Source organism: Cupriavidus sp. WGlv3 (assembly GCF_023952475.1).
In the GTDB taxonomy this organism is placed as follows: domain Bacteria; phylum Pseudomonadota; class Gammaproteobacteria; order Burkholderiales; family Burkholderiaceae; genus Cupriavidus; species Cupriavidus phytorum.
Map to the genome: position 1 here is coordinate 523,154 of NZ_JALHRX010000002.1, position 12,596 is coordinate 535,749.

A 12,596-nucleotide genomic window follows, 5' to 3' on the forward strand; every position below is an offset into this window, starting at 1 on the left:
AAGTTGACGATGCAACACAAAGCGTTGCAGGCTTCGGGGGCAACCGGGTCCGCTGCGGTACACTGCCGCCTTGCATCCGCGGCCCGGCCGGCGCGGATTTCCGTACCAGTTCCGCGCCGCTTGCCCTTGCCCACCTACACGCTAGCCACCCCCGTCCACGCCGAGATCGAGATCCGCAAGAGCCGCTTTCTGGCGCTGGCGCTGCCGGTTGCCGACCGCGACGCCGCCATGGCCGCGCTGCAGGCGCTGCGGGCCGAGCACCCCACCGCCACCCACGTGTGCTGGGCGCTGTTGGCCGGCGGTGCCTCAGGCATGTCCGACGATGGCGAGCCCTCCGGCACCGCCGGCCGGCCGATCCTGGAAGTGCTGCGCCACCACGACCTCGACGGCGTGCTGGCGGCAGTGGTGCGCTACTACGGTGGCGTCAAGCTGGGTGCCGGCGGGTTGGTGCGCGCTTACACCGATGCCATCGCCGCGGCCCTGAAATCGGCCGAACGGGTCGAGCGCATCGCCTATGGCACGCTGGCCGTCGCGGTCGACTATGCCGACGAGCCGCGCGTGCGCCGCTGGCTTGACTACGAGGCGCCCGCTGGCTGCACGCTGGCCGAGACCGGCTACGGCGCCCTCGCCACGCTGGTGCTGCGCATGCCCGCGACCCGGCTCGACGCCGCGCGCGACGCATTGCGGGACGCCACCCACGGCCGCGCGCAGTTTCCGCAGGCGGAGGACGACAGCCATGGCTGACATGGAGCCTTCGGACGGAAGTGCCGAATTCACCGCACAGGTGCTGCCCGGCCCTGCCCGCTTCACCGCGCCGGCGGCGCTGAGCCTGCTGGAGGCGGCGTTGCTTGAAGGCGTGGCGTTGCCCAATTCGTGCCGCAACGGCACTTGCCGCGCCTGCGCCAGCCGGCTGCACGCGGGGACGATCCGCTACCGGGTCGAGTGGCCTGGGCTGAGTCCGGACGAGAAAGACGAGGGGCTGATACTGCCCTGCGTGGCTTGTCCGGAGAGTGATGTGGTGTTTGAGCCGGTCAGCTTGGGGTGAGGCTCCGAAGGGACTATTCGGCGCTTTTATCCGGGCCGGGCGTTGCCGTCGGGGGGAATCATGAATCCGAGGCGACGTTTCGCTGGTTGCGCGCTTGCAGTGAATGCGACTACCTTCACCAGCGGTACGCCCGCCTTGGCAATGATGAAGGGATCGCCGTTGGCGGCCTCCTCCACCAGTCGTGAAAGATGCTTTTTCGCATCTTTAATATCGATGATTCGCATGGCTCGACGCCAGAGAAAGTGCAGTAAATCGCGCGTCATCGCATGACAACGCGATCTCCCTAAGGCGTCAAGCCCGCCTTACCCTCCAACCGCCAGAAAAAACCGCAACGCCAGCTTCAACCCATCCGGCCCCGCCGGGTCCGAGAACGCGTGCCCGCCGGCGCCGCCGCTCCATGCGTGGCCCAGGCCTTCCACGCGCACCAGCCGCAGGTAGGGCGACCTGCCCTCGTACCAGTCGAACACATCGATGGCGTGGCGCATGCCGCGCTGGATGCGCCGCGACGGCACGCCGGCCAGCGGCGGTGTGCCTTCGGGCTGCAGGTGCAACCACATGCCGGCCGCGGCGGTGGCGTTGCCGAAGTCGACCACGTGGTCGCCATCGCCGTGCAGCAGCAGCAACGGCGGCGGGCGGCGTCCCGCCAGGCCGAAGCGCAGCGCCTGCATGGTCTTGGCGTCGGGCCCGCGCTGCCCGCGCATGGCGCGCGCGGCCTGCGCGGCATTGCTTGCGCTCCAGGGCACGGCGCCGGAGTGCGAGCCCACCGCGGCAAAGCGCGACGGATAGCGCAGCCCCAGCATCAGCGCCATCGCCCCGCCGGCGGACAGGCCCAGCACGCTGATGCGGTCCGCCGCCACCGGATGGCGTCGGCAGGCCTGGTCGATCAGCGTCATCAGCAGCCCGGCTTCGATGGCGCCTTGCGCGGCGGGCCGGAACCAGTTCCAGCAACGCTGCCCATTGGCCTGCGAGCTCTGCTCGGGCAGCAACACCACCCAGCCGGATTCACGCGCCACCGCGGCGGCGCGCGTGACCGCGGCAAAGCTTGCGGCGTCCTGGCCGCAGCCGTGCAGCAGCACCAGCATCGGCGCGCGGCGCGACGCGGTGGCGCCGGCCGGCACGAAAATGCGGTAGCGGCGCGGCGCCAGCGGCGCACCCCACGTGCCCTCTTCCCAGCGCCCGCTGCCACGGCTTTGCGGCGCCGCCACCGGCGACACCACGCCGGACAAGGCGCGCTGCGTCGCGGCCGTGACTGCAGCGGATTGCTTCACCGCGTTGCGCACGATGGCCTCGGTCATCGGCTTGGTCAGGTTCTTGTTGACGGCGCGCTGCATCTGGCGCGCGTGGCGGGATGCGGTCTTGTTCAGCGTGGACCAGAGTTTCGCGCCGGGTGAGCGGGGCATGCGGCTTCCTGTGCAAGGGATCACCGCCACATGATATGCGCTGCGGCCGGCGCAACTTGCATGCAACGCGCGCCTGATGTCTGCCTACAATGCAAGGACCGTGTCGCCCCCAGACACGAACCGGAGGCAAGCATGAGCGATGTGAGCGAGTTCAGGCCCCTGGATCCGGGCCGCATCAACCTGATGGATCCGCTCGAAGTGCAGTACTGGTGCAGGGAGCTCGGCTGCAGCACCAGTGACCTGGAAAACGCCGTCGACCACGCCGGCGATCATATCTCGGCGGTGCGCGCGCAGCTGGAACAGCAGCACGCGGGCGCCCGCTCCGGCTGACATCCCCAACCCCGGCGGGGATGCCAGCACGCAGCGTCTTGCGCAGCCTGGCGTCCTAGCCGCCCAGGTTGAGCGCCTTGGGCAGCCGGATCTGGATGAACTCGCTGTCATCCGGCATCTTGCTGCCGACATGCCGCCCCACGCTGAACGGGAAGTTGTTGTCGTCGATCACCAGCAGCGTGGTCGGGTCCAGCACCAGCACGTCTTCGATGGTATTGAACGGCATGCCGAACGGATCGCCCAGCGCCACGTCGCCCGGGGCACCGCCCGCACTGATGCCGGACGGGTCGCGCAGCGCCATCAGGTTGGCCAGTTCGGACTTGGCGACGTAGTCGCCCGGCTTGCCCAGCGTCACCTGGAACAGCTTCTTGAAGCCGTTCGGGTCGCCCTGCGAGCCGTCGCGCTCGATGACAATGCCCTCGCTGGCGTTGAACAGGATGAAATCGCCGATATTGGTGCCCTTGTCGTCGAGCCGGTACTTGTATTGCACCCCGGTGTACCGGCGCGTGGCGATATCGAACTCCGAGATCAGCAGCGTCTTGCCGTCGTGGCCGGCCAGCGGCAGTTCCAGCAGCGGATAGAGCTTGTTGCCGTCCGCGCTGATCGCCATGCCCTCGAAGCCGCCCGAGCGCTTCGCGCGCATGGGGTTCGACGTCACGGTGGCTCGGTACGGCCAGTACAGGCCCGCCATCCACGGCGTGTTGGCGCCGGCCTCGTCCTGCATGTTGGTGCCGTCATCGCTGTTGGCCGCGTCGCCATAGATCGGGAAGTCGCCGAACAGGTACACCGTGCGGATCGCCGGGAACTTTTCCTGCACGCGCAGCAGCGTGCGGAAATCGAAGCTCTGGATATCGGCGCGCTGGGCCATGCCGGCGGCGCTGATCACGCCCGCCAGCGTGTCGGCCATCGGCTCGGCGCCGACGGTGCGGTCCTTGTAGACGTTGCCCTTGCCGTCCTTGTCGCTGCGCGGGTTGAGCTTGGTCTCGAGATTGAAGCGCACCGCCTGCGCGTTCTTCACGCGCTGCGCCGCCTGCGCATGGCCCCGGCCCGCGCCGGTGCTGTAGTACGCGACATAGGCGCTGACCAGATCGAATACGTCCTGCGCGCGCGGCACCACGTAGGGGCTGGCATAGCCCTTGCCCGCCGCCATCGCCGCCGACACCGGCGACAGCGCGGCATCGTTGCGCTGGCTCGGGCCACGGAACAGCTTGTCGCAGATATAGGTGGACTGGATTTGCGCCGCGGTCAGGTTCTTGATCAGCACTTCGTCGGCGGTGCCGTAGGGCGCGCCGTCGGCGCGGCGGCACTTGACCGATTCGATATAGGGATCGTGCTTGAGCACCGCGACGCCGTCGGCGGTGATGCCGACATCGGTCTCCAGCGTGGTCATCAGGTTGTCCAGCGCGGCCTCCATCGCCGGCAGGGTGTTCTCCGGGCGCAGGTCGCGTGCGCCGCGGTGGCCCTGGGCGTCGAACCTGGCGGCATCGATCAGGCCATCAGCGGTCAGGTAGTCGCCGGCCTTGCCGTCGCCGTTGGCATCGTAGGCGGCGACGGCCGCGTAGAGCAGATCGGGACGGTCCGAGATGATGCCGTTAACGCCGGCCTTCAGCAGCTCGGTCATCTTGGCGCTGTCGTTGACGGTCCAGGTCACCACGCTGTAGCCGGCGGCCTTGACCGAGGCCACGTCGAGCGTGTCGGACACTGCCGGCACCAGCCCCGGCTGCGGATTGCTGCCGCGCGCGTAGTGCGCGTCGGGGCTCGACTTGACGCCGTTGACGTCGTACTTGAGCTGCACGTAATACGGCGCGAACACCGGCGCGCGCGTGCCGCCATGCGCGAAGGCATGCGCGCGCACCGCGTTCATGATGCGCACCGGCGTGGCTTCTTCGTTGAACGGGTTCTGCGGCGAGCGAATCTCCTTGCCGGCGTTCTCGAAATCCGGCAGCGGGATCGGCGCTTCCAGCAGCACGCCGTTGGCGTCGGTATGCAGCAGGAACGGGCCGAACTCATCGCCGAACCACAGCGTGCCGTCGCTGGCGCGCTGCATGCTCTCGATATCGAAGTCGGCGCCGGTCAGCACGCGCTCGCTGGTGAACTGGTTCGCGATCGCGAACTTCACATGCTTGTTGGGATCCTTCAGCTCGATAAAGCTGCGCACCGCGACGCTGCCCGCGCCGCCGGCCGCGGTCTTGAACGTGGGCGCCACCGTGTAGACGCGCAGGTTGAAGTCAGCCGAGTTCTCCAGCGAACCGTAGCCGTTGTCGGCCATCACCATGAAGCTGCCGTCCGGGTCGCGCAGCACCGCCGAGAAGCCCTGCACCGGCTGCGACGCGAACGGCGCAGTCTGCCCGTTGAGATCGCCGGTGACATAACGCCCCGACTGCGGCCCGCTGGCAAAGGTGGCGGCGGGCAGCACCGCGCGGCCCACCAGCGTGGGCGCGCTGACCGTAGGCGTGCCGTTGCCGCTGTCGTTATCGTCGCCGCCGCATGCCGCCAGCAGCGATGCCGCCACCGCGGCGCTGGCCAGTGCCGCGCGGGTCCGGCGCGAAGGGAAGACGCTCAGGCGCATTGCAGGTTCCTGGAGTTGGGCAAAGCGCCATGGTGGTGTGCCGATATGTCGGCTTGATGTCGCTTGCGTGACAGCATGAGCGACACGCATGAATCGCGCAGCGGCATGCAACCCTTACTCGCGTTAAGCGCAGTGCAGACCGGAATTCAGCAATGTCTTATTCGCCCGCCGGCAGTTTTGCTGCATGATTTCCGGCCCGGGCCCGGACCCGGCACTCAAGACTGGGACAGATCGATAACACCACGTCGGAGAACAAGGGGTTATCCAACACGAGGACGCATCGACACATGAACACCAAGCTGCCGCTTTACACCCTCTGCGCCGCCTTGCTCGCACCGGCCGCATGGGCCGGCAACGAATCGCACTGGAGCTACACCGGCCCCACCGGCACCAGCCACTGGGCCGAGCTGGACCAGGCCTACCAGACCTGCGCGCTGGGCAAGCACCAGTCGCCGATCGACATCCGCACCGGCAAGGCGCGCCCCGCCGACCTGAAGCCGATCGGCTTCGGCTACGCCGCGGCGCCCGGCACCGTGGTCAACAACGGCCATACCGTGCAGGTCAACCTGCCGTTGGCGGGGCAGATCGAACTGGACGGCGTGCCGTACAAGCTGTTGCAGTTCCACTTCCATACGCCCAGCGAAGAGAAGGTCAACGGCAAGACCTATCCGCTGGTGGCGCACCTGGTGCACCAGAACGCCGAAGGCAAGCTGGCGGTGGTGGCCGTGCTGTTCAAGTCCGGCCGCGAGAATGCAGCGCTCAAGCCAGTGTTCGCCAGCCTGCCGGCCAAGGCCGGCGAATCGCTTGAACTGGCTGCACCGCTGGACGTTGCGGCGCTGCTGCCGGCGCAGCAGGCCTATTGGTCCTTTACCGGTTCGCTGACGACGCCGCCATGCAGCGAGGACGTGCGCTGGCAGGTGCTGAAGACCCCGGTGGAAGTGTCGCCGGCACAATTGGCGGCGTTCCGAAAGCTCTATCCGATGAACGCGCGGCCGGTGCAGCCGCTGAATGGCAGGACGGTGCAGGCAAGCCGCTGAGATATTTCCAAGGCAGAGAAACTTCCAGCACCGCTTGGGTACTCCCTCTCCCGCTTGCGGGAGAGGGGAGCAAACCGCGGCAAGGAACAAGGCTCGACGCCCTTCACCCCAGCCCCCGCATCGCCAATTCCCCACCCAACACCAGCAACCCGCAAAAAAACAACTTGCGAAAACGCTCTGCACTGATGCGGTGGCGCAGCCACTGCCCCAGGAACATGCCGCCCAGCGCAGGCACCAGCGCCAGCGCCGACGCCCCAAGCACCGGCATATGCAGCAGCGCTCCGCCCAGCGCCAGGCTGACCGCCAGCGCCACGGTCGACACCGTGAACGACAGGCCCAGCGCCTGCACCAGGCTCTCCTTGTGCAGCCCCAGCCCCTGCAGGTAGGGCACGGCCGGAATCACGAACACACCCGTGACCGCGGTGATGCCGCCCGTGACCAGCCCGACCAGCGGCCCGAGCCAGCGTTCCGCGCCGGCCGGCACCGTCAGCTTTACCGCAGCCAAACCCACTACCGCGTACAGCACCAGCGCCACGCCCAGCGCGGAAGTCGCGTGCGTCATCATGCCGGCCGGCACCAATGCCGCGCACAGCCAGGTGCCGGCGCAGATCGCCGCCAGCATCGGCCACAGGCGCCGCACCAGCTGGCCGAAGCGCGGGCCGCTGAACAGCTGCACCACGTTGGTCACCATCGACGGCGCCACCAGCAGCGCCGCGGCTTGCGCGGGCGGCATCACCAGCCCCAGCATGCCCACCGCGACCGTGGGCAGGCCCAGCCCGACCACGCCCTTGACGAAACCCGCCAGCAGGAAGGTCAGGCCGATGAACGCGGCCTGCGTGCCGATCGACTCCATCGTCATCGCCGCGCCCTCAGCCCGCGTCGCGGTCGTGCACCGCGCGGCTGTCCGCCGGCGCCTGCTCGCGCGCAGCGAGCCCGTAGTCGCGCAGCACCTGCGCCACGCGCAGCCGGTAGCCGGCGAACACGCCGCCGCGCCCGGCGGCCTGCGCCTGGCGATGCGCCAGCGTATTGCGCCACGCAATCACCGCGGCCTCGTCGCGGAAGAACGACAGCGACAGCAGCTTGCCGGGATTGGTCAGGCTCTGGAAGCGCTCCACCGAGACAAAGCCATCGATGGCCTCGAGCTGCGGACGCAGGTGCGCGGCGATGTCGAGGTAGGTGTCCTGCCGGCCCGGTGCGGGCTCGACTTCGAAGATGACGGCGATCATGGTTGTCTCCGTGAGATCAAAGGAAATGCGGAATGCGCGCGTTCAGCGACGGACGATAACGGAATGCGCGCGCCAGCGCATCGGGATCGGCGCCGCGCGCACGCAGTGCCGCCACCGTCGCAGTGGCCAGCGCCTGCGCCAGCCGGTCACCGGGGCAAGCATGGCGGCCGTGGCCGAAGGTCCACGCCCGCGCATCGTCGGCAAGGCCGCTGCACGATGCCGCGGCCAGCAGCACCAGCACCGTGTCGCCGGCCTTGACGGCTTGGCCGCAAAGCTCGGTATCGGCAGCAAGAAATCGCCGCGTATTCTGTACCGGCGGATCGTCCTGCGCGGCGCGCGCCACCACGCCCTGCAACGGCATATCGCCGGCCGATGGATTGCGGCCCAGCCACAGCAGAGTATTGCCCGCGAGCCCGGCAGTCGCTTCGCAGGCCTGGACCAGCAGGCCGATGATATTGGCGGCGACCGCCTGCCCCTCGATGCCGGCGGCCTGTGCCGCGCGTTGCAGCGCCGGCAGCGGGCCGTCAGCCGCTACGCTGCTGGCGAGCGACGAGGCCAGCCACGTGTCCAGCCACCGCGCCGCCTCGGCGCCGGCGCGCACGGTGTCTGCGTCCGCCAGCGGCGACTGGGCGGCGGCAAACGCGGCAACCTGCTGCGCGACCTCGACCGCCGTGCCGCGGTCGCGCGCCACCGGCAGGCCGAGCACGGCTGCCACGGCGACGACCGGCAAGGCGAAGAGCCAGCGGTTGACCGATGCGGCCGGCATCGCAGCGTGCGCGTCCTCGCCCGTATCCATCATTCGCGCGATTGCAGCGATCCGTTGCGCCGCGACGCCCGGATCCACCGCCGCCAGCATCGGCATCAACAGCGCCTTGAGCGGCGCATGCGCGGGGCCATCATTCATCCGGATCAGCCGGCCGAACAGGTCTGCGGCGGCGGTGCCGGCCAGCGCGGGCGGCACCGGCTGCGCGAGCGGGCGCACGCGGCAGTCGGGATGGGCCAGCACGGCGGCGACTTCGCGCGGCCCGGCGGCCACCCACAGCCCCAGGCGTGGCTCGCGGAAGAACGGTCGGGTGGCGGCCAGTTCACGGTAGTAGGGATAGGGGTCGGGGTGCGTGACGGCGCTGAGGGGGTCGATCCCGGCGGAGCTGGCTGTGATGGTCTCTGGCATGGCGGCGCGAATCGCATGTGTTGGCTGGCTGCGCCGCAAGCTCGGGCGCACATCGGCATCATGCCGCCGCGGCCGCGCCGAAAGCTTCACGGTGTCGTGAAGGGTCGAATGCAGGGCCTGCGGCCCGGCGATTGGTTGTATGCTTTGAGCACGGCGTGCCGCGCGCCTTGGCGCGGCCACGCCTTACCAAGTACGGCGGGTGACGACATGAAGCGTGTTCACGCACTGGTTGTGGCCGGCCTCATGTTGGCGGCGTGCATCTCCACCGGCGTCGACGTGAGGCCCGAGCACATGTCGAACTTCCTGCCCGGCTTCTCCACGCTTGGCGACGTCACCACGCAGCTCGGCCCGCCTTCGTCGCAAGCGACGCTGCGCGACGGCTCGACCATCCTGGTCTACTCGTTCGCCACCTCCCAGCCCCACCCCGAGAGCTTCATCCCCTTCATCGGGCCGTTGTTTGCCGGCGGCGCGATCCGAGCTTCGACGGTGCTGTTCGAGTTCGACCAGAACGGTGTCCTGATGAGCCAGCGCCGCACCACCTCGAGCGGGGTCTCGGGAATGAGCGTGCTGACGCCCGGCGCGCTGCCCGGCGTGCCGCCCGGCACGCCGCCCGGCACACCGCGATAGGCCGCCGGGCACGCTTGTCACGTCTCCATCGTCGCTATCTGCCCATCGGCGCGCGCGGCCGCCAGCGCATCGTTGCGATGCGCCAGCCGGTACAGCACCGGCAGCACCAGCAGCGTCAGCGCCGTCGACGACAGGATGCCGCCGATCACCACCGTGGCCAGCGGCCGCTGCACCTCGGCACCGGTGCCGGTGGCCAGCGCCATCGGCACGAAGCCGAGCGAGGCCACCAGCGCCGTCATCAGCACCGGGCGCAGGCGCGTCAGCGCGCCTTCACGGATGGCGTGGTCGAGCCCATGCCCGGCCTCGCGCAACGAGCGGATGAACGACAGCATCACCAGCCCGTTGAGCACCGCCACGCCGCACAGCGCGATAAAGCCCACCGCCGCCGAGATCGACAACGGGATGCCGCGCAGCCACAACGCCAGGATGCCGCCGGTCAGCGCGAACGGAATGCCGGTAAAGACCAGCAGCCCGTCCTTGACGTTGCCGAACATGGCGAACAGCAGCACGAACACCAGCCCCAGCGCCAGCGGCACCACCACGCGCAGCCTTGCGGTGGCGGACTGCAATTGCTCGAAGGTGCCGCCCCAGCTGGTCCAGTAGCCGGCGGGGATCGCCACGCGCGCGCGGATGGCGGCCTCGGCCTCGGGCACGAAGCTGCCGATATCGCGCCCACGCACATTGGCGCTGACGACGATGCGGCGCTTGCCGTTCTCGCGCGAGACCTGGTTGGGGCCCGGCGCCATCTCCACGCTGGCGACCTCGCTCAGCGGGATATAGCTGGTGCGCGCACCGGCATCCTTTGGAAGCGCCACCGGCAGGCGCCGCAGCGCGTCGACGTCGGCACGCACGGACTCGGGCAGGCGCACCACGATATCGAAGCGCCGGTCGCCGCTGAAGAAGGTACCGGACACCTTGCCGCCGATGCCGATCGCCACCGCCTCCTGGATATCGCTCAGGTTCAACCCGTAGCGCGCGGCCTGGTTGCGGTCGATCTGCACCGTCAGCATCGGCAGGCCGGTGGTCTGCTCGACCTTGACCTCGGCCGCGCCGGGAATGCCCTGCAGCACCGCGGCGATGCGGTTGGCGGTCTGCTCCAGCACGGCGTTGTCGTCGCCGAACACCTTGACCGCCACGTCCGAGCGCACGCCCGAGATCAGCTCGTTGAAGCGCAGCTGGATCGGCTGCGAGAACTCGTAGTTGTTGCCCGGCAGCTTGCCCACTTCGGCGCGGATCGCGGCGATCAGCGCGTCGCGCGTGCGGCGCGGATCGGGCCATTGCGATTCGGGCTTGAGCATGATGTAGCCGTCGGAGATATTCGGCGGCATCGGGTCCGAGGCAATCTCCGCGGTGCCGGTGCGGGCAAAGATGCGCTCGATCTCCGGGAATTTGGCCTTCAGCGCGGTTTCCACCTGCTGCTGCATCGCCACCGACTGCGTCAGGCTGGTGCCGGGTATGCGCAGCGCCTGCACCGCGAGGTCGCCCTCGTTGAGGCTGGGCACGAATTCGCTGCCCAGGCGCGTGGCAATCGCCAGGCACAACACCACGGCAACGCCGGCGCCGGCCAGCACCACCGGCGTCGACGCCAGCACGCGCTCGAGCAGCACCGCGTAGCGGCGGCGCGCCCACGCCATCAGGCGGTTCTCGCGCTCGGCGACGCGGTTGCCGATAAACAGCGCCACCGCCGCGGGCACGAAGGTCACCGACAGCACCATCGCCCCCAGCAGCGCCAGCACCACGGTAAAGGCCATCGGATGGAACATCTTGCCTTCGACCCCCGTGAGCGCAAAGATCGGCAGGTACACCACCATGATGATCAGCTGGCCGTACAGCAGCGGCCGGCGCGCCTCGCGCGCGGCGGCAAAGACTTCGTGCAGGCGTTCGTCGCGCGTCAGCGCGCGGCCCTGGCTGGCCTGCGCATGCGCCAGCCGGCGCACGCAGTTCTCGACGATCACCACCGCGCCGTCGACGATGATGCCGAAGTCCAGCGCGCCCAGGCTCATCAGGTTGGCGCTGATGCGGTAGTGGACCATGCCGGTGAAGGTGAACAGCATCGACAGCGGGATCACCAGCGCGGTGATCAGCGCCGCGCGCAGGTTGCCCAGGAACAGGAACAGGATGGCGATCACCAGCACCGCGCCTTCAAGCAGGTTCTTCCTGACCGTGGCAATGGCCTTGTCGACCAGCGTGGTGCGGTCGTACACGGTGACGGCCTTCACCCCCGCCGGCAGCGTGCGATTGATCTCGGCCATCTTGCGGTCGGCCGCCTGCGACACCGCGCGGCTGTTCTCGCCGATCAGCATGAACACCGTGCCCAGCACCACCTCGCGGCCGTTCTCGGTGGCCGCGCCGGTGCGCAGCTCGCCGCCGGTCTGCACCGTGGCCACGTCGCGCACGCGGATCGGCTGGCCCTGCGCGCTGCCGACGATCACGTCGCCGATTTCGTCCAGCGAGCGCACCTGGCCCGGCACGCGCACCAGGTACTGCTCGCCGCGGCGCTCGATATAGCCGGCGCCGACGTTGTCGTTGTTCTTCTCCAGCGCGCTCACCACATCGGCCAGCGCCAGTCCGTACGAGGCCATGCGTGCCAGGTCGGGCGCGACCACATAGGCGCGCGCATGGCCGCCGATGGCGTTGACCTCGGTCACGCCCGGCACGTTGCGCAGCTGCGGCCGGATCACCCAGTCCTGGATCTCGCGCAGGTCGGATAGCGTGTAGGCAGTGCCATCGGGCTTGCGCGCACCGGGGTCGGCTTCGACCGTCCACAGGTAGATCTCGCCCAGCCCGGTCGAGATCGGTCCCATCGCGGGCGTGATGCCGGGCGGCAGCTGGTCGCGCGCTTCCTGGATGCGCTGGTTGACCAGCTGGCGCGCAAAGTGGATGTCGGTGCCATCGCGGAAGATCACCGTCACCTGCGACAGCCCGTAGCGCGACAGCGAGCGGGTCTGTTCCAGCCCGGGCAGCCCCGCCATCACGGTCTCAACGGGGTATGTGATGCGCTGCTCGGTCTCCAGCGGCGAATAGCCCGGTGCGGCGGTGTTGATCTGCACCTGCACGTTGGTGATGTCGGGCACCGCGTCGATCGGCAGCCGGGTATAGCTGTACAGGCCCAGCGCGGCCATGCCCAGCACCGCCAGCAGCACCAGCCAGCGTTGCGCAATGGCAAAGCGGATCAGGCGTTCGAACATGCG

12 protein-coding genes are annotated in these 12,596 nt (G+C 69.0%); 5 read left to right on the forward strand and 7 right to left on the reverse strand.

The window, feature by feature from the left end; all coding sequences use genetic code 11:
• Positions 1-126 precede the first annotated feature (126 nt).
• Both MKD38_RS05810 and MKD38_RS05815 read left to right on the forward strand, forming a co-directional pair.
• Positions 127-744 carry an IMPACT family protein gene (locus MKD38_RS05810; RefSeq protein WP_252675335.1) on the forward strand — a complete coding sequence of 206 codons (618 nt, stop codon included), beginning with the start codon at positions 127-129 and terminating at the stop codon, positions 742-744.
• Positions 737-1,045 (forward strand): 2Fe-2S iron-sulfur cluster-binding protein, encoded by a 309-nt coding sequence (locus MKD38_RS05815; RefSeq protein WP_252675182.1) that lies wholly within the window; start codon positions 737-739, stop codon positions 1,043-1,045. Before MKD38_RS05810 ends, MKD38_RS05815 begins: the two co-directional genes overlap by 8 nt.
• A gap of 26 nt (positions 1,046-1,071) precedes the next feature.
• Here MKD38_RS05815 and MKD38_RS05820 read toward each other — a convergent pair whose 3' ends face one another.
• Together MKD38_RS05820 and MKD38_RS05825 are read right to left on the reverse strand one after the other, a co-directional pair.
• Entirely contained in the window at positions 1,072-1,269 is a 198-nt protein-coding gene (locus tag MKD38_RS05820; protein WP_252675183.1) for a type II toxin-antitoxin system Phd/YefM family antitoxin, read from the reverse strand.
• Between the two features lie 78 nt (positions 1,270-1,347).
• Positions 1,348-2,445: an extracellular catalytic domain type 1 short-chain-length polyhydroxyalkanoate depolymerase gene (locus tag MKD38_RS05825; protein ID WP_252675184.1), complete on the reverse strand. Its 1,098-nt coding sequence runs from the start codon at positions 2,443-2,445 to the stop codon at positions 1,348-1,350.
• Between the two features lie 132 nt (positions 2,446-2,577).
• On the opposite strand from MKD38_RS05825, the gene MKD38_RS05830 reads away from it, so the two are divergent.
• On the forward strand, positions 2,578-2,775 hold the full coding sequence (locus MKD38_RS05830) for a DUF3606 domain-containing protein (RefSeq protein ID WP_115702313.1): 198 nt from the start codon (positions 2,578-2,580) through the stop codon (positions 2,773-2,775).
• A gap of 55 nt (positions 2,776-2,830) precedes the next feature.
• Here MKD38_RS05830 and MKD38_RS05835 read toward each other — a convergent pair whose 3' ends face one another.
• On the reverse strand, positions 2,831-5,344 hold the full coding sequence (locus MKD38_RS05835) for an esterase-like activity of phytase family protein (protein WP_252675185.1): 2,514 nt from the start codon (positions 5,342-5,344) through the stop codon (positions 2,831-2,833).
• 287 nt (positions 5,345-5,631) lie between these two features.
• Here MKD38_RS05835 and MKD38_RS05840 point away from each other — a divergent pair, with 287 nt between their 5' ends.
• Entirely contained in the window at positions 5,632-6,381 is a 750-nt protein-coding gene (locus MKD38_RS05840) for a carbonic anhydrase (protein WP_252675186.1), read from the forward strand.
• A 103-nt stretch (positions 6,382-6,484) separates the two neighbouring features.
• Here MKD38_RS05840 and MKD38_RS05845 read toward each other — a convergent pair whose 3' ends face one another.
• From MKD38_RS05845 to MKD38_RS05855, 3 genes are read right to left on the reverse strand one after another with little or no spacing between them, the layout of a single operon-like run.
• The gene (locus MKD38_RS05845; RefSeq protein ID WP_252675187.1) at positions 6,485-7,240 is read right to left on the reverse strand and encodes a sulfite exporter TauE/SafE family protein; all 756 of its coding nucleotides are present in this window, start codon (positions 7,238-7,240) and stop codon (positions 6,485-6,487) included.
• A 10-nt stretch (positions 7,241-7,250) separates the two neighbouring features.
• Complete coding sequence (locus tag MKD38_RS05850) at positions 7,251-7,607, reverse strand: antibiotic biosynthesis monooxygenase family protein (RefSeq protein WP_252675188.1); 357 nt, start codon at positions 7,605-7,607, stop codon at positions 7,251-7,253.
• Positions 7,608-7,623: 16 nt separating this feature from the next.
• Positions 7,624-8,778 (reverse strand): cytochrome P450 family protein, encoded by a 1,155-nt coding sequence (locus tag MKD38_RS05855; RefSeq protein WP_252675189.1) that lies wholly within the window; start codon positions 8,776-8,778, stop codon positions 7,624-7,626.
• A gap of 207 nt (positions 8,779-8,985) precedes the next feature.
• Here MKD38_RS05855 and MKD38_RS05860 point away from each other — a divergent pair, with 207 nt between their 5' ends.
• Complete coding sequence (locus tag MKD38_RS05860; protein WP_252675190.1) at positions 8,986-9,405, forward strand: hypothetical protein; 420 nt, start codon at positions 8,986-8,988, stop codon at positions 9,403-9,405.
• A 17-nt stretch (positions 9,406-9,422) separates the two neighbouring features.
• Here the strand turns inward: MKD38_RS05860 and MKD38_RS05865 are convergent, their stop codons facing one another.
• The gene (locus tag MKD38_RS05865) at positions 9,423-12,593 is read right to left on the reverse strand and encodes a CusA/CzcA family heavy metal efflux RND transporter (RefSeq protein ID WP_252675191.1); all 3,171 of its coding nucleotides are present in this window, start codon (positions 12,591-12,593) and stop codon (positions 9,423-9,425) included.
• Between the last annotated feature and the right edge of the window lie 3 nt (positions 12,594-12,596).